This is a genomic window from Flavobacterium ginsenosidimutans (assembly GCF_037478105.1).
Lineage (GTDB): Bacteria > Bacteroidota > Bacteroidia > Flavobacteriales > Flavobacteriaceae > Flavobacterium > Flavobacterium ginsenosidimutans.
The window spans coordinates 1,439,508-1,458,370 of record NZ_CP147988.1 but is presented as its reverse complement, the minus strand read 5'-3'; the positions used below and the strand labels follow the sequence as shown (position 1 = coordinate 1,458,370).

General features: G+C 33.3%; 12 protein-coding genes. 11 read left to right on the top strand and 1 reads right to left on the bottom strand.

The genetic code is table 11. From position 1 onward, the window contains the following. The first annotated feature begins 20 nt into the window (after nt 1-20). A complete protein-coding gene (locus V6624_RS06580) occupies nt 21-932 on the top strand; it encodes a PorP/SprF family type IX secretion system membrane protein (RefSeq protein WP_111283749.1) in 912 nt (303 codons plus the stop codon). A gap of 8 nt (nt 933-940) precedes the next feature. Next, nucleotides 941-2,950 carry an OmpA family protein gene (locus V6624_RS06575; RefSeq protein WP_111283893.1) on the top strand — a complete coding sequence of 670 codons (2,010 nt, stop codon included), beginning with the start codon at nt 941-943 and terminating at the stop codon, nt 2,948-2,950. A 60-nt stretch (nt 2,951-3,010) separates the two neighbouring features. On the opposite strand, the gene V6624_RS06570 is transcribed toward V6624_RS06575, so the two are convergent. Beyond that, nucleotides 3,011-3,349, bottom strand: coding sequence for a hypothetical protein (locus tag V6624_RS06570; RefSeq protein ID WP_111283751.1), 339 nt, complete (start codon nt 3,347-3,349; stop codon nt 3,011-3,013). 91 nt (nt 3,350-3,440) lie between these two features. On the opposite strand from V6624_RS06570, the gene V6624_RS06565 reads away from it, so the two are divergent. The 9 genes from V6624_RS06565 to V6624_RS06525 all read left to right on the top strand — a co-directional run bounded on the left by V6624_RS06565 (nt 3,441) and on the right by V6624_RS06525 (nt 18,759). Continuing rightward, the gene (locus V6624_RS06565; RefSeq protein ID WP_111283753.1) at nt 3,441-3,683 is read left to right on the top strand and encodes a helix-turn-helix domain-containing protein; all 243 of its coding nucleotides are present in this window, start codon (nt 3,441-3,443) and stop codon (nt 3,681-3,683) included. Nucleotides 3,684-4,139: 456 nt separating this feature from the next. Continuing rightward, on the top strand, nt 4,140-4,565 hold the full coding sequence (locus tag V6624_RS06560) for a CBS domain-containing protein (RefSeq protein WP_111283755.1): 426 nt from the start codon (nt 4,140-4,142) through the stop codon (nt 4,563-4,565). Nucleotides 4,566-4,720: 155 nt separating this feature from the next. Then, the gene (locus V6624_RS06555; protein WP_111283757.1) at nt 4,721-7,012 is read left to right on the top strand and encodes an NADP-dependent malic enzyme; all 2,292 of its coding nucleotides are present in this window, start codon (nt 4,721-4,723) and stop codon (nt 7,010-7,012) included. 78 nt (nt 7,013-7,090) lie between these two features. Beyond that, a complete protein-coding gene (gene ruvA / locus V6624_RS06550; protein ID WP_111283759.1) occupies nt 7,091-7,672 on the top strand; it encodes a Holliday junction branch migration protein RuvA in 582 nt (193 codons plus the stop codon). Between the two features lie 25 nt (nt 7,673-7,697). Beyond that, on the top strand, nt 7,698-14,918 hold the full coding sequence (gene sprA / locus V6624_RS06545) for a cell surface protein SprA (RefSeq protein WP_111283761.1): 7,221 nt from the start codon (nt 7,698-7,700) through the stop codon (nt 14,916-14,918). 83 nt (nt 14,919-15,001) lie between these two features. Beyond that, complete coding sequence (gene gcvH, locus V6624_RS06540) at nt 15,002-15,382, top strand: glycine cleavage system protein GcvH (protein ID WP_111283763.1); 381 nt, start codon at nt 15,002-15,004, stop codon at nt 15,380-15,382. After that, on the top strand, nt 15,375-15,758 hold the full coding sequence (locus V6624_RS06535) for a VanZ family protein (RefSeq protein ID WP_111283765.1): 384 nt from the start codon (nt 15,375-15,377) through the stop codon (nt 15,756-15,758). Before gcvH ends, V6624_RS06535 begins: the two co-directional genes overlap by 8 nt. A 114-nt stretch (nt 15,759-15,872) precedes the next feature. Next, on the top strand, nt 15,873-16,616 hold the full coding sequence (gene deoC, locus V6624_RS06530) for a deoxyribose-phosphate aldolase (protein WP_338841323.1): 744 nt from the start codon (nt 15,873-15,875) through the stop codon (nt 16,614-16,616). A 19-nt stretch (nt 16,617-16,635) separates the two neighbouring features. Continuing rightward, nucleotides 16,636-18,759: an energy transducer TonB gene (locus tag V6624_RS06525; RefSeq protein ID WP_338841322.1), complete on the top strand. Its 2,124-nt coding sequence runs from the start codon at nt 16,636-16,638 to the stop codon at nt 18,757-18,759. The last annotated feature ends 104 nt before the right edge of the window (nt 18,760-18,863 follow it).

Genomic DNA, 18,863 nt, shown 5'->3' with positions numbered 1-18,863 from the left:
GCCGTTTTAAAGCTTAATAAATGAAAAAATTAGTTTTAGTATTTATGTTTTTTTCGATTGTGTCCAATGCACAACAGGATGCACAGTACACTCAGTACATGTACAATACAATCGAAATCAATCCAGCGTATGCAGGTTCTAGAGGAGCTTTAAGCGTTTTTGGGTTGTATCGCACGCAGTGGGTAGGATTAGAAGGAGCGCCGCAAACAAGTACGTTTTCTGTAAATACACCGTTAAGAAACAGTGATTTAGGACTTGGAGTTTCTTTGGTAAATGATAAAATTGGACCAACTAATGAAAACACACTTTCAGGAGATTTGTCTTATACCATGCCAACTTCAGAAACATGGGATGTGTCTTTTGGTATTAAAGGAACAATGAATATTTTCAATTTGGATATTAATAAATTGAGTTTTGAAGATCAAGATGATCCACAGTTTCAAAATCTAAATAATAGAATCACACCAAATGTTGGTGCCGGAGTTTATTTTCATTCAGATCGTGCATACGTTGGATTGTCGGTTCCTAATTTTATAGAGACAAATCGTTATGATTCTGACGATACCGCAATTTTTAAAGAAAAGATCAATTATTACTTAATTGCTGGTTATGTATTTAATCTTGATCGTTTAGAGTACATAAAATTCAAGCCTGCTTTGATGGCGAAAATGGTAGAAGGAGCTCCTTTGCAAGTAGATGTTTCAGGAAACTTTATGTTTAATGAGAAATTTGTTTTAGGTCTTGCTTATCGTTGGAGTGCTTCTGTTAGTGCAATGGCAGGATTTCAAGTTACAAAAGGAATGTATATAGGTTATGGTTACGATCATGAAACTACACAATTGAGAAAATACAATTCTGGTTCTCACGAGATTTTCTTGAGATTTGAATTCCTTAATAATTATAATAAAATGATATCTCCAAGATTCTTTTAATGAAACCTATGAAAGCTAGAAAATTAATTTTGATCTTTTTACTGTGTAGTTTTATTTCAAACATGAATGCGCAAAACCCATTCACTACAATGAACATAAAATATGCAGATAAAAAATATGAGGAGTACGCTTACGCGGATGCAATAAAAGTATATGCGAATTTAGTAAACGAAGAAACTACTGACCAAGGAATAATTCAGCGTTTGGCAAATTCATACTATTTTAATGGAGAACTAAAAAATGCATTAAAATGGTACGAACAATTATTTTTATTAAACGAAAATCAAGATTCTGAATATTTGTACCGATATGCACAATCTCTAAAATCGGTTGGGAACTATCGTAAATCGGATGAAATTTTACAGAAATTCAATCAAAAAGCAGTTTTACAAAAAAGAGCCGATTTAATACGAACTGATAAAAACTATTTAGAAGAAATAAAAGAAAATTCAGGAAGATTTGAAATTGGAGATGCCGGAGTTAATTCTCATTTTTCAGATTATGCCGGAGTTGTTTACAATAATAAAATAGTTTTTACTTCTGCGCGCGACACGGGCGGAGTTGTTAAATCTAATTTTCAATGGACAAACCAATCTTTTTCTAGATTATATATCGCCGATTTATTGCCAGATGGAAGTATTGGAAAAACAGAACTTTTAGTAAAAAGAAAGAATGACAAATTCAACGAGTCAAGTCCAATTTTTACAAAAGACGGAAGAACAATGTACTTTACTCGAAATAATTTTACTGACGGAAAAAGAAGAAGCAACGATAAAAACGTTACACTTTTAAAATTATATAAAGCAGAATGGATCAATGAGCAATGGCAAAATGTTAAAGAACTTCCGTTCAACAGCGATCAATACAGTACAGCACATCCAGCTTTAAGTGTAGATGAGAAAGTTTTATATTTTGCATCAGATATGCCGGGAACGTTAGGACAATCTGATATTTATAAAGTTACTATTAATGAAGATGGAACTTTTGGAACTCCAGAAAATTTAGGTCCAACGATTAATACAGAAGGAAGAGAAACTTTTCCTTTTATTTCTGGAGACAACGAAATTTATTTTGCTTCTGATGGGCGTCCAGGTTTAGGCGGACTAGATATTTTTGCTTCAAGAATTAAATCCGATGGGACTTTTGATGAAGTATTGAATGTTGGAGAACCTGTAAATAGTAAACAAGATGATTTTGCCTTTAATATTGATAGTAAAAACAGAAATGGTTTTTTCTCTTCAAACAGAGAAAGCGGTCAAGGTCTGGATGATATTTACCGATTTACCGAAACTAAAAGACTTATTTGTGAGCAAAATTTAACGGGAACGGTTACTGATGCTGAATCAAATGAATTGTTAGCTAACACTTCATTGACTTTATTTAATGATAAATTTGATCCAGTTGGAACATTCGTTACAGACGAAAAAGGAAATTATGTTTTTCCAAATCTTAAATGCGGTAGAAAGTATACAATTAGAACTGCAAAGAATGATTACAATGCAAAAGAAGTTCCGTTAATTGTTCAAACAGAAGGAGAAACAACGGTAGCGATTTCATTAAATAAAGTATTTAAACCTCTTTTAGCAAAAACGGTAGCAATCAAAAAAGTAGCTATTAGTCCAGTAAAATTAGGTTCTATAAAAGTAGGAGCAGACTTAGCAAAACTATTAAATCTTCCTATGAACTTTTTTGATTTGGGTAAAGCAACCATCAAAAAAACATCAGAACCACAATTAATGAAAGTTGTGAATCTTTTAAACGAATATCCAAATATGAAACTTGACATTCGTTCGCATACCGACAGCCGTTCTTCTTCAGAAAGCAATCAGATTCTTTCAGAAAAAAGAGCACAATCAACCAAAAATTGGCTAATTCAAAAAGGAATCAGCGAAGACAGACTAACTGCAAAAGGTTATGGAGAAACACAATTAGTCAATAAATGTGCAGACGGAGTAAAATGTACAGAAAAACAGCACATGCAAAACAGACGAAGCGAGTTTATTATTGTTGCAATGTAAAAATGAGTTTCTTTTAATAGAACAAAAAACCTTTTCTAAAACTTAGAAAAGGTTTTTTATTTACTCTTTAATAGTAGAATCTCCAGAAAGCAAATAATTAATTTCACTTAAAAACTCAAATTCATCCATTGGAATCAATTGAAGAACTGTTTCTAAAATGAGGCCTACATTAATAGATTTACTTTTGTTGGTTTCAGAAATTTTATGAGCGTCTTGTTCTAAAGCTAGAATACAAAGTTTTAACATATCGGTAATTACACAACCAAGCTCTAAATAATTTTGAAATTTTATTTGAGCAATATTTTCTTCCGCTTTGGCGTCAATTGGTTTTAAGGTTTGAAAATAAAAAGAGGTTAGTTTTCTTAGATAATCTAAATTTTTAGTTTCATCAGCTTCCATTGTAAGATTTTTTTTAAACAAAAATAATATTAAATTCTAACATGACATATATGTCGTGTTATTTTTTAACACAGTTTGATAGATTTGATTTGTGGAAAAGAATAAATACGAGTTAGAAATTGTTAGATTAGGTTTACTAATCAAGGAACTCAGACAAAAAGAAAGCATTACACAAGAACAACTATCAACATTATGCAATGTTGATGTACGCACTATTCAACGAATTGAAAAAGGAGAACAAAATATTTCTATCAGTTTGCTTTTTTCAATAGCAGATGCATTAAATATAGAATCGGCAACTTTGATTAGTAAAATATTTTTAGAAAATTCATAACTAAAGTTATTTCCTTAGTCCCAGCGGGACGAAATATTTATAGAGAATATATTAAACACCTAAGAGCCCCAGCGGGGCAATATGCCGCTCCTCTGGAGCTTTTTTCTTTCGCCATAATTTTTCGGCTATAAATATTATGCTCCTCTGGAGCTTTTTTCATTTGTCATAATTTTTCAGCTATAAATATTATGCTTCTCTGGAACATTGTTAATGGTTAAAAATGAAATAACTCCGCTAGGAGTTACAGGTAGTTAGAAACTGGTTGGTAAACGTTAAAAAATCTAATTTTTCTCAAAAAACAATTCTAAACAATTTCATTCTTTACACTATAATTTTGAAAATGTAAAATTTGGTATATTATGTTTAAAATGAATTGGTTATGTTTTTAAAAAATCGATTTCGCTGCAAATTGTGTTGGATTTTGTTATAACTTTATAAATCTAAAAATTTTTCATTATGACTGTAGATCAAATACTTAAAGCAAAGGGAAGAAATGTCTATTCTATTTTCTCCAATTTAACGGTTTATGATGCGTTAAAAGTAATGGGAGACAAAAATATTGGAGCGATTCTAATTATTGATAATAACGTTTTAAAAGGAATATTATCGGAAAGAGATTATGCTCGAAAAATTGTTTTAAAGGATAAATCTTCTAAAGAAACTTTCGTTCATGAGATTATGGAAAGTAATGTTTTTACAGTTAAACTTTCAGATAATCTTGATGATTGCATGCAACTTATGAGTGAAAAAAGAATACGACACTTGCCTGTTTTAGAAGATGGAATTGTTGTTGGAATTATTTCAATTAGTGATGTAGTCAAGGCAATTATAGAAATTCAGAAAGATACCATTCAGCATTTGAATTCTTATATTTCTCAATAAAGCATAGCTAAAAACGATAAAAATTTAAAAGGAGTCCAATTTCTATTGGACTTTTTTTATTTCTCTAAATAGATTTTAGGAAAAGAAAACGCTAAAAAGATGCCTTTTTAAAACAAGACTTATATCTTTGTAAGCTAGAATAAAAGCTAAAAATAATGAACAAAGAGAGTAAAAGAAGAGAAGCGCTGCTGTATCACGCAGAGCCAACTCCAGGAAAAATTCAGGTAGTTCCCACAAAAAAATATGCAACCCAGAGAGATTTATCATTGGCCTATTCGCCAGGAGTTGCAGAACCATGTTTAGAAATCGCAGCAAACAAAGAAGACGTTTATAAATATACAGCAAAAGGAAATTTAGTAGCTGTAATTTCAAACGGTACAGCTGTTTTAGGACTTGGAAATATTGGCCCAGAAGCAGGAAAACCTGTAATGGAAGGAAAAGGTTTATTATTTAAAATTTTCTCAGATATTGATGTTTTTGATATCGAAATTGATACCGAAAATGTTGAAGAATTTATTCAAACTGTAAAAAATATTGCTCCAACTTTTGGAGGTATTAACCTTGAGGATATCAAAGCTCCAGAATCTTTTGAAATAGAAAGAAGACTGATTGAAGAATTGGATATTCCAGTTATGCACGACGACCAGCACGGAACAGCAATTATCTCTTCTGCAGCTTTAATCAATGCACTTGAATTAGCAGGTAAAAAAGCTGAAGATGTAAAAGTAGTAGTTTCTGGTGCAGGATCTGCGGCGATTGCTTGTACTGATTTGTATGTTTTACTTGGAGTAAAAGTTGAAAATGTTTTAATGTACAACAGTAAAGGACTTTTAACTAAAGACAATCCTGCACTTTCAGATTTACAATTAAAATATGCAATTGACGGACCTCAGATTCCTTTGGCAGAAGCCGTAAAAGATGCTGACGTTTTCATCGGATTATCTTCTGGAGATATTCTTTCGCCAGAAATGTTGTTAACAATGGCAAAAAGCCCGATCGTTTTTGCAATGGCAAATCCGAACCCGGAAATCGATTATAATTTAGCTGTAGAAACGAGAAAAGACGTTATTATGGCGACAGGACGTTCCGATTTTCCTAATCAGGTAAATAACGTTTTAGGTTTCCCTTATATTTTTAGAGGAGCATTAGACGTAAGAGCGACTAAGATCAATGAAGAAATGAAAATGGCGGCTGTAAAAGCTTTAGCTATTTTGGCAAAAGAACCAGTTCCAGAGCAAGTAAACGTGGCATATGGTGCAACAAAACTTGGTTTCGGACAAGAATATATCATTCCTAAACCTTTCGACCCTAGATTAATTACTGTTGTAGCCCCAGCGGTTGCAAAAGCGGCAATGGAATCTGGAGTGGCAAAAAATCCTATTACAGACTGGGCAGCTTACGAAGACATTCTTCGCGAACGTATGGGGAACGATAACAAAATGGTACGTTTGATTACAAACCGTGCTAAATTAGACCCAAAAAGAATTGTTTTTGCTGAAGCAGATCAATTAAACGTTTTAAAAGCAGCTCAAATTGTTTACGAAGACGGAATCGGATTCCCAATTTTATTAGGAAACAAAGAACAGATTTTAGAACTAAAAGCAGAACTTGGTTTTGATGCAGAACTTGAAATCATTGATCCTAAAACAGATGAAGAAGAAGCAAGACGTAACAGGTTTGCAAATTCATTTTGGGAGACAAGAGGACGTAGAGGTGTTTCTAAATTAGACGCAGAGAAATTCATGCGCGAAAGAAACTATTTTGCTGCAATGATGGTTAACGAAGGAGAAGCAGATGCTTTAGTTACTGGACATTCTAGAAGTTATCCTTCAGTGGTAAAACCAATGATGCAATTAATTCCAAAAGCACAAAATGCATCGTTAATTGCAACTGCAAATATGATGTTAACTTCAAGAGGGCCAATGTTTTTATCAGATACAGCAATAAATATCAATCCATCTGCAGAAGATTTGATTAATATTGCCACTATGACTGCAAAAACAGCAAAAATGTTCGGAATTGAACCAGTTATTGCAATGGTTTCATTCTCAAATTTTGGTTCTTCAAGCAGTCCAAGTGCTTCAAAAGTTAGAGAAGCAGTTGCTTATTTGCACAAAAATCATCCAGAAATGATTGTTGATGGAGAAATTCAGGCAGATTTTGCTTTAAATCCAGAAATGCTTCAGGAGAAATTCCCATTCTCTAAATTAGCTGGAAAAAAGGTAAATACATTGATTTTTCCTAACTTAGAGTCAGCAAATATCACTTACAAATTATTAAAAGAATTATATAAAGTGAATTCGATTGGACCAATCATGATGGGTATGGGCAAACCAGTTCACATTTTCCAATTAGGAGCAAGCGTAGAAGAAATGGTTAACATGGCTGCAATCGCTGTTATTGATGCTCAGGAAAAAGAAATTAAAAAGAATAAAGCAGCACAATAAACGTTCTTACGAGGATTGGACAATTTTGTCGTAGTTTTATGGCATTTTTGTTATATTTGATACTAATTAATTATATTTATGATAGCACATTTGCAGGGAAGATTAGTAGAGAAGAATCCTACAGACGTTGTAATAGATTGTGGAGGTGTTGGTTATCAGGTAAATATATCACTGCATACTTTTACCCTAATACCAAATACTGAAAATATAAAATTGTATACGCATCTTCAAATTAAAGAAGATGCGCATACTTTATATGGTTTTGTTGAAAAATCGGAGAGAGAAATATTTAGAATGCTAATTTCTGTATCAGGAATTGGAGCTGGTATTGCTAGAACGATGCTTTCTTCAATAGAACCAAAACAAATTATAAATGCTATTGCATCTGGAGATGTAGGTGTTATACAGTCTATCAAGGGTATAGGAAACAAAACAGCACAAAGGGTTATACTTGATTTAAAGGAAAAAGTTGTTAAATTGTACGATATAGACGAAGTTTTTGCTGTTCAGAACAATAGAAACCGAGATGAAGCGTTATCTGCTCTAGAAGTATTAGGTTTTGTACGAAAAGCTTCTGAAAAGGTGGTGGAAAAGATTGTAAAAGAAGATCCTGAAGCTACTGTCGAAACAATTATCAAAAAGGCTTTAAAAAGCTTATAAATTCATTTTCATATAAAAGAATTCTATGCGTAAAATTTGTATTTTGTTGCTGGTCTTGCTCTGCGGTAATGTTTTGCGTGCGCAGGTTACTCCCGCAACACAAGATACAACTAAAACTCAGTTTTCAGTAGGTAAAATTGAGCTTGAAGATCCTCCAAGTATACTATCGGCATACAGATACGATCCTATTACTGATCGTTATATCTACACCAATTCTGTTGACGGTTTTTCTATCAACTATCCGCTAATTTTAACTCCTAAAGAGTATGAAGATTTAGTTCTGAAAGAATCGAGAAGAGATTATTTTAGAAAAAAATCGGATGCCATAGATGGTAAAAAAGCTGGAGCGGAAGCAGCCAAAAAAGATTTATTGCCAAGATATTATATCAATTCGAGTTTATTCGAAAGTATTTTTGGAAGTAATACCATAGATGTAAAGCCCACAGGATCAGTAGAAATGGACTTGGGTTTACGTTATACTAAACAAGATAATCCATCATTTTCACCTAGAAATAGATCCAGTCTGACTTTTGATTTCGATCAAAGAATCAGTATGAGTTTAATGGGAAAAATTGGAACTCGTCTCGAAGTAAACGCAAACTACGATACACAATCAACATTTGCTTTTCAAAATTTATTCAAATTAGCTTACACACCTTCAGAAGATGATATTGTTCAGAAAGTTGAGGTTGGTAATGTGAGTATGCCTTTAAACAGTACCTTAATTCGTGGTGCGCAAAGTTTATTTGGGGTTAAAGCACAGCTTCAATTTGGTAAAACAACTGTTACCGGAGTTTTCTCAGAACAAAAGTCTCAAACCAAAAGTATAGTCGCAGAAGGTGGAGGGACAGTGCAGAACTTTGATTTGTTTGCATTAGATTATGATAATGACAGACACTTCTTCCTGTCACAATATTTCAGAAATAAATACGATGCTTCTCTTCGAAATTATCCATTAATTGACAGCCGTGTTCAAGTTACAAGGATTGAGGTATGGGTAACCAATAAACAGAATAGAGTAACAACTACTAGTAATAACTTAAGAAACGTTATTGCACTTCAGGATTTGGGAGAAGGTCAGGTTTCAGGCGTTCCAGATAATGAAGTGGTTGTTATTACAGATCCAACGGGATTTTTCAATAATCCTATAGATTCTCCAACAGACAATACAAATAACAAATACGATCCTGCAGCTATTGGAAAAGCAGGAAGTTATTTGAATTCTAATATTAGAGAAATTGTTACAGCCAAATCTGGATTCAATAATACTAATGTTAACGAAGGTACTGATTACTCAGTTCTTGAAAATGCTAGAAAATTAACTACAAACGAATATACATTTAACCCGCAATTAGGTTATATTTCGTTACAGCAGCGTTTGGCTAATGATGAAATTTTAGCTGTTGCTTTTGAATATACTGTTGGAGGAAAAGTATACCAAGTCGGAGAATTTGGAAGTGATGGTGTTGATGCAACTGTAGTTACAGGAAATAACAATGCTAACCAAGCAATCGTAACACAAAGTTTGGTTTTGAAAATGCTGAAAAGTAGTTTGACTAACGTTAATAATCCGGTTTGGGACTTGATGATGAAAAACGTTTATCAAATTCCTCAAGCTTATCAAATCAAACAAGAAGATTTCAGACTTAACATTCTTTATACAGATCCTTCGCCAATAAATTATATTACGCCAGTAACAGGAACTACATTCCCAACAAATCCTGCTCCAGATGATAAAGTAGAGCAAACACCATTATTGAATGTCTTTAATCTTGACCGCTTAAATTACAATAATGACCCTCAAACTGGAGGAGACGGATTCTTTGATTATGTTCCAGGAGTAACTGTAGATGTACAAAATGCCCGAATTATTTTTACAACAAAAGAGCCATTTGGAGAGCTTTTGTTTAGAAAATTACAGAACTCAGGTTCTGGTGAAAATTATAATGATCCAAACACGTATAATGCCAATCAGAAGAAATATGTGTTTAGAAACATGTATAAAAACACACAGGCAGGAGCTTTACAGGATAGTGATAAAAACAAATTTTTATTACGAGGAAAATACAAATCTTCAGGTAGTAGCGGTATTCCAATTGGAGCTTTCAACGTTCCTCAAGGATCTGTTGTTGTAACTGCTGCAGGAAGGGTTTTAGTCGAAGGTATTGACTACAGTGTAGATTACCAATTGGGAAGAGTACAGATTTTGGACCCTTCATTGCAAGCTTCAAATACGCCAATTGAAGTTTCGCTAGAGAACAACTCTATCTTTGGTCAGCAGACAAGAAGATTTATGGGAGTAAATGTTGAACATAAAATCTCTGATAAATTTGTTGTTGGCGGGACTTTATTAAAAATGACAGAGCGTCCTTTTACTCAAAAGTCAAGTTACGGGCAAGAATCTGTAAATAATACTATTTTTGGTTTCAATGGAAATTATGCGACAGAAGTTCCATTCTTAACAAGACTGGCTAACAAATTGCCAAATATTGATACAGATGTACCTTCTAATCTTTCGATTCGTGGAGAAATTGCATTTTTAAAACCAGATGCGCCAAAAGCAAGTGACTTTGAAGGAGAGGCAACTATTTATATTGATGATTTTGAAGGATCTCAAACTACAATAGATATGAGATCTGCGTATGCTTGGAGTTTGGCTTCAACGCCATTTATTAATTCAGCGACAGATAATACTTTTAATGCTAGTTCAAATACATTAGAGTATGGTTATAAGCGTGCAAAATTAGCTTGGTATACGATTGATCCTATTTTCTATTCGTCAAAGCCATCTGGAATTTCAAATGATGACTTATCATTAAATTCAACCAGAAGAATTTACAGTAGAGAGCTTTATCCAAATACAGATATTGCACAGGGTCAGATTCAGGTTGTAAATACGCTTGATTTAACGTATTATCCATCAGATAGAGGACCTTATAATAATAATCCAAATTTTTCGACAAGTAATCCATCAACCAATTTTGGTGGAATTATGCGTGCACTGAACTCTACAAACTTTGAGCAGGGTAACGTGGAATACATTCAGTTCTGGGTACTTGATCCTTATGTTGGAAATGGAGAAGCGCAGCCAAGTAACGTTGGTAAAATTTATTTCAATTTAGGTGAAGTTTCTGAAGACGTTCTAAAGGACGGAAGAAAACAATATGAAAATGGTTTAGGACCAGATCAGATAATGGTAAATCCTCAGCCACTTTGGGGAGATGTGCCAGCTTCTCAGTCATTAATTTATGCATTTGATACCAATCCAGATAATCGTAAAAATCAAGACGTTGGTTTAGACGGTTTGCCAGATGCTAAAGAGGCGTCGATTTACACCAATTATGCAGGTGAAGCGGATCCTGCAGCTGATAACTATATTTACTATTTAAATACAGATGGAGGCGTTTTAGAGCGTTATAAAAGGTATAATGGAACTGAGAACAACTCTGCTGTAAGCGTTGATGACCCAAATCGCGGTTCGACAACTCTTCCAGACGTTGAAGATATCAATCGTGATAATACCATGAGTACAATCAATGCGTACTATGAATACAGCATTGACTTAAAACCGGGAATGCAGGTTGGGGAAAATTATATTAGTGATATTCGTGAACCAGAAGATGTAGGTAATGTAGAATTGCCAAACGGATCTACTACACGTGCAAGATGGATTCAGTTTAAGATTCCTGTTTCGCAACCTAAAAACACCATTGGAAATATTACCGATTTTAGATCAATCCGTTTCATGCGTATGTTTATGACTGGATTTAATGATCAAATGACAGTTCGTTTTGGAGCATTAGATTTAGTTCGAGGAGAATGGAGAAGATATACAGGAACACTCGACGCTTCTGATACAAATCCTGATGATGACGGAACTGAATTTGATGTTGCGGCAGTAAATATCCAAGAAAACAGTACAAAATGTCCTGTAAACTATGTTATTCCTCCAGGAGTTCAAAGAGAGCAGTTGTATAATAATAATACAATTATTAACCAAAATGAGCAGTCGTTGGCAGTGCGAGTTGGCGGTACTGGATTACAGTATCAAGATTCTAGAGCAGTTTTCAAAAATGTAAGTGTTGATATGCGTCAGTACAAAAAATTGAAAATGTTCCTTCACGCCGAATCACTTCCAAATGAAAATCCTCTTTTGGATGATGAAATGATTGGATTTATCCGTTTTGGTAACGATTTTACGCAAAACTTTTACCAAATTGAGATTCCTTTAAAAGTAACAACAACAGGTGGTTCTTGTTCCATAACTCCAAGCCAAGTTTGGCTAGATGAAAATAATATTGACTTAGCGCTTGATTTATTAACCCGAATGAAAATTAAGGGAATGTCTGTTGATATTAATTCTGGAAAAAGAGATATTAATGGAGTGTATTATCCAGATGATGATCCAGATTTAATTCCAAGTGGAGGTGATGGTGACAGCAAATTAAGATTAGGTATTAAAGGAAATCCAAATTTTGGTTTAGTGCGAAATTTAATGGTCGGAGTAAAAAGTGCTGCCGATCATAAAGATATTAAAGGGGAAGTTTGGTTTAATGAGCTTCGTATGTCTGATTTGGAGAACAAAGGAGGTATGGCAGCTTTATTAAATGTTGATACCAACATGGCCGATTTGATGACATTATCTGCTTCAGGTAAAAAGAGTACAATTGGTTTTGGTTCTCTTGAACAAGGAGCCAATGAAAGAGATCGTGAAGATATTCAGCAGTATAATATTGTAACGAATATTAATTTAGGGAAATTACTTCCTCAAAGATGGGGAATTAATCTTCCGTTTAATTATGCAATTGGTGAAGAAATTATTACACCAGAATATGATCCGTTTAATCAGGATATTAAGCTAGATCAATTAATTGCTGAAACAACAGACCCTGCAGAAAAAGATAATATTAGAACACGCGCAATAGATTATACTAAGCGTAAAAGTATCAACTTTATTGGAGTAAGAAAGGATAGAGCTCCAGAGCAAAAACCTCATGTATATGATGTAGAGAATTTCACATTCTCTCAATCTTACAATCAGGTTGAGCGTCATGATTATGAAGTAGAAGATTATGAAGATGAGCAGTCTAATACTTCTGTAAATTATGCTTATACATTCCAGCCTAAAGAAGTAGTTCCTTTTAAGCAAACCAAATTCATGAAAACAAGTGAATATTGGAAACTATTAAGCGATTTTAATTTTAACTACCTGCCGTCGAATGTTTCTTTTAATACCAATATTTTAAGACAAAGCAACCGCCAGCAATATAGACAAGTTGATGTAGAAGGTATAGGTCTAGATCCTCTTTATAGAAGAAATTTTGCATTTAATTATCAGTACGGTTTTGGATTTAACTTGACGAAATCATTGAAATTAAATTATACAGCAGCATCTAACAATATTGTAAGAAACTTTTTGAATGACGATAATACGCCAAAAGAAGACTTCAATATCTGGGATGACTACTTGGATATTGGTATACCAAATCAGCACTTACAGCAATTAGTTCTGAATTATGATATTCCAATTAATAAAATTCCAATTTTTAGTTTTGTTAAGGCTACTTATTCATATACAGCTGATTACAATTGGCAAAGATCATCAACTGCACTTTCTCAATACGTTGACGAAAATGGAGTGTCGTGGGATTTAGGAAATACAGTTCAGAATGCAAATTCGAATACTTTTTCTACGACATTAAATATGAATACGTTGTATAAATATTTAGGGTTGACGCCAGGTGCAAAACAAGCGGCAAAAGCAAAACCGGCAGCACCGCCAAAACCAGGTGAAAAAATTGTAAATACCGCTAAACCAGTAACAAGCAGCAGTCCTTTTTATGATGGTTTAATTGGAGTTTTGACGAGTATTAAGAATGTTCAGATTAATTATACTAAAAACAGTGGTACAGTTTTACCTGGATATATTCCTGGAGTTGGTTTCTTTGGAACATCTAAGCCTTCATTAGGATTTGTTTTTGGTAGTCAAGATGATGTGCGTTTCGAAGCAGCTAAAAACGGATGGCTGACGAGTTATCAAAATTTCAATCAAAATTTTACACAGGTAAGCAATAAGCTTTTGAAAATAACAGCAAATGTAGATTTGTTTCCAGACTTAAAAATTGATTTGGCGATGGATCGCGCTTATTCTGAAAATTCATCAGAGCAATATAGTGTTGATCCTGCAACTGGCCAATATTTGCCTTTGTCGCCATATACTTATGGAATGTTTTCTATTTCGACCGTCTTGATTAAAACTTCTTTTTCTACGAGTACAGAAACAGAATCTGCGGCATTTGATGACTTTAGAAATAATCGTTTGACTATTGCCAATCGTTTGGCAGAACAGCATTATGGTGGAGCAGCAATTCCTAGATATGGTGATGCAAACAATCCAATTCCAGATGAATCTGATCCAAATTATAAAATTTATTCATCAAACGTTGGTTATCCAATTGGTTTCTCAAAAAGTAATCAAGCAGTTTTATTGCCATCATTCTTGGCGGCTTATACTGGAGGAAATGCTTCAAATAGTTCGACAGATATTTTTAGAAGTTTCCCTATTCCGAACTGGAGTGTGAAATACAACGGATTGATGCGTTACAAATATTTTAAAGATCATTTTAGACGTTTTTCATTGCAGCATAATTATAGAGCTTCTTATACAATTAGTCAATTTAGATCAAACTTTGACTATTATGAAACTCCAGGAGGTCAGGATGTGAACACAAATTTCTATAACAAAACGATCATGTCAAATGTGAATTTAGTAGAGCAGTTTAGTCCACTTATTAGAGTAGACTTCGAGCTGAAAAATTCATTCCGTTTGTTAACAGAAGTTAAGAAAGACCGTGCCTTGTCTATGAGTTTTGACAATAACTTGCTGACAGAGGTTAAAGGAATTGAATATGTTGTTGGAATGGGGTACCGTTTTAAAGATGTAATTATCTCTTCTAGACTTGCAGATAATCCAACAGGAATTATAAAAAGCGATATAAACCTGAAAGCCGATTTCTCATATAGAAACAATGCGACTTTAGTTCGATATTTAGATTACGATAATAATCAGCTGGCAGCAGGACAGAATATATGGACTTTAAAAGTGTCAGCAGATTATGCTTTCAGTAAGAACTTAACCGCAATATTCTATTATGACCATTCGTTCTCGAAAGCAGTTATCTCAACTTCATTTCCTTTAACGAATATTAGATCAGGTTTCACACTTCGTTATAATTTTGGAAATTAATTTGGGTTTCTAAACTAGATTTATTAGAAGATTATTACATTTGTGGCTTAAATTTTAAATTATCAATTTTCAAACATACTATTATGAGCATACCAGCAAATTTAAAGTACACAAAAGATCACGAATGGGTTAGCATCGAAGGAGATGTTGCGACTGTAGGAATTACTCATTTTGCACAAAAAGAGTTAGGAGATATCGTGTATGTTGAGGTAGAAACTTTAGATCAAACACTTTCAAAAGATGAGGTTTTTGGAACTGTTGAGGCTGTAAAAACAGTTTCAGATTTATTTTTACCATTAACAGGTGAAATCATTGCTTTTAATGAAGATTTAGAAAGTGCTCCTGAAACTGTAAATTCAGATCCTTATGGAGCTGGATGGATGATTAAAGTAAAAATTGCTGATGTGTCAGAAATTGATTCTTTATTATCAGCTGATGACTATAAACAATTAATCGGTGCCTAAACAGCTGCTTTTAATTTGGGCCATTATCTGTACAGGAATCATTAGTTATTTTTGTCTTACAGATTCAGGTAACTTACCTGCAGTTAGTATCCCAAGTATTGATAAAATTGTACATTTCTGTTTTCATTTTGGATTTACAATTTCTTGGATTTTGTTTTTCAAAAAAGAATTAAAAGGAAGAGAAGCAGATGATTATAAAGCCTATTTAATTTCGTTTATATTTTCTGTTTTTTTTGGAATTACAATCGAAATCCTGCAAAGTGCTCTTACTATGACTAGAGCTTCAGATGTTGCTGATGTTTTGGCCAATACACTTGGTGCCTTTGTAGCAGTCTTTTCTGCAATCGGATTTAAAAAGCAAATCGATAAAATTTAATATCAAGACCCACTTCGGTGGGTTTTTTTTTACAAGAAAATGAAGTTCTCAAAAAGCTATGTTTTTTGAATATAAAATGTACTTTTGTGCTGGTTTTCTGCAACTTCTATCGAAATGAACGTAAAGCAATATTTGGACTCAACGTATTTAAAAACTGCATCGCAAGCTGGTCTTTCGGAAGCAGAAAATACTATTGTGGTTAAAAATGCAATTGACGAAGCAGTTCAAGAAGGATTTAAACTCATTATGATTCGACCAGAATATGTTTCTCTGGCAAAAAAAATGATAATAGAAGCCAACTCGGTTTTGTTGGTAGGAACAGTAATTGATTTTCCAGAAGGAAAGTCAAGTCTTGAAAACAAAATTAAAGAAGCAAACGAAGCTATTGCGAATGGAGCAGACGATTTAGATTTTGTATGTAATTACGAAGCATTCAAGAGCGGTGATCTTGATTTGGTAAAAAAAGAAATCTTAATTGGAACCCAAATTGGTTTAGCGAATGATAAAACAGTTAAATGGATTATCGAAGTTGCAGCTTTAACAGATAAAGAAATTATTCAGTTATCTGCCTTGATTAAAAATGTTGTGGTTTCTAATTTTAAAGAAGATGATTTTGATTCTGTGTTTGTAAAATCTTCAACGGGTTTTTATAATACAGACAATGGTCTTCCAAACGGCGCGACGGTACCAGCAATAATTATGATGCTTGAAAATGCTTCTCCTCTTCCTGTAAAAGCGGCGGGAGGTGTTCGTTCATTTGAAGAAGCTTCAGAAATGATTCGTTTAGGAGTTAAGCGAATCGGAACTTCAGCTGCAAAAGCAATTGCAAATGGAGAAATTTCCCCAAATCAATATTAAATAAATACCCATATTTTAAGTGAATAAGTTTTTTTTGTCCTTTGTTTTAATTTTTTCATTCTTTATTGTCTCTTCTCAGCAAAATGGAAGTTCTTCCGTTCAGCCTGGTTTTACGGCAGAAATGTTTCCAGTTTTTCCAAATTGCGAAAATTTGGAAGCTAAAAAATTAGAAAATTGTTTTTATAAAGAAGTTCAGGATTTTGTGTTTAACAATTTTCAAGTTCCAGAAAATTTAAAACAAAACAATTATAAAAGCGAAGTAAAAGTCCTTTTTGAAGTTAATGCTGAGGGTGAATTTAAAGTAATTTATGTTTCTGCAGGAAGTGAAGAATTGTCTGAGGAAGCAAAACGTGTGTTTGGAGCATTTCCGAAGATAAAACCTTCAACTTATAACGGAAAACCAACTTATTCTAAATATACTATTTCTATTGATATTCCACTAAAAAGCTCAGAGCAGATTGCTGCAGAAGCTTTAGCGGCCGCTGAGATCTTAAAACCAGTTGAAAAACCAATGACTGAACTGGATAGTATAGTATATAAAAAATACAATAATCCAGAATTTGAAAGTCATTTAAATATTCCATTTTCACATAGTTATTATGCGCAGTTTGATGCAGCGATGAATCAAGTGGGAAGTAATAATCATACAGCATCTAAACCGTATACTTATGCTGAGGTTTCTAAATATTATAATCTAAAAGCAGTCAACGAGTCATTGCAAAAAAAGACTTCGACTTGGCTAGGAAGAAAATGGTGGAACGAAAACTTAGTTCAGATTCAGGGAGAAGATTATTGGCTGGCTTTGAATCCAATTGTTGATTTGCAATTAGGAAAAGCTTCGGATCTTGATGCATCTTATACTTATGTGAATACAAGAGCGCTTAATTTTAGAGGAGGTTTAGGAAAACAGATCAATTTTACTACTACATTTTTTGAAAGCCAAGGTAGATTTGCAGGTTATTTTAATGATTATGCAGAATCAATTAAACCATCAGGAGGAAATCCTGCAATAATACCAGGAATTGGAATTGCAAAACAATTTAAAACCGATGCTTATGATTTTCCTTTAGCAGAGGCAAATATTACTTTTACTCCAAGTAAGTTTTTTGACCTTCAATTAGGTTATGGCAGAAATTTTATAGGAGATGGTTATCGTTCTTTGCTTGAAAGTGATGGAGCAAGTCCTTATCCATACTTTAAGCTGAATACTAATTTTTGGAAAATTAAATATACCAACACTTATATGTGGATGAAAGATGTTCGTCCCGATGTAACTGTAGATGGAACATACGCTACAAAATTTATGGCAAACCACTACTTAAGCTGGAATGTTTCTAATAGATTAAATTTAGGATTCTTTGAATCTGTGGTTTGGACCAATACTAATAATAGAGGTTTTGATGCAAGTTTTGTGAATCCAATTATTTTTTATCGTGCCGTTGAATTTGGATCTTCATCTAAAAGCGGAAATGCACTTTTAGGATTAACAGGTAAATACAAATGGAATAATAGTGTAAATCTATATTCTCAATTTTTGATTGATGAATTTTCTGTGTCTGATGTTGGAGCGGGAAATCAAAGCTGGAAGAATAAATTTGGATTTCAGTTAGGTGCAAAATATTTCAATGCATTCAACGTAAAAGATTTGTTATTGCAAGTTGAATGGAATAGTGTGCGTCCTTATGTATATTCTCATAGCTCTGTTATTACAAATTATGGGCATAATAACCAAAGTTTAGGGCATCAATGGGGAGGTAATTTTAGAGAACTTGTCGCAATTGCCCGTTACCATAAAGGACGTTGGCTTGCAGATGCTAAATTTACAGTTGGAACTAGAGGTTTAGATTTTGATACTGCCGAAGACTCTTATAATTATGGAGGTAATATTTATAAAAGTTATGATCTTAATAGACCTTACGATACAGGTGTAAAAATAGGGCAGGGAAATAAAACAAGTGTTTTTATTGCAGATATCCAAGGAGGTTATTTAATTAACCCAATGACCAATTTAAAATTATTCGGAAGTCTAATTTATAGAAATTTTGATCCGACTCAGGAAACAGCTGCGACTTTTAAGCAAAATACGACTTGGTTTAGCATAGGTTTACGTTCAGATATTTTCAACTGGTATTTTGACTACTAGTTTTTAATAAGATTTTTCAAAACAATAGTGTTAAAGATTTGCAAGTTCTTATTTTATGCAGGGTTTATTGAAAAAAATCTATTTTTATAGGTCTATATTCTACA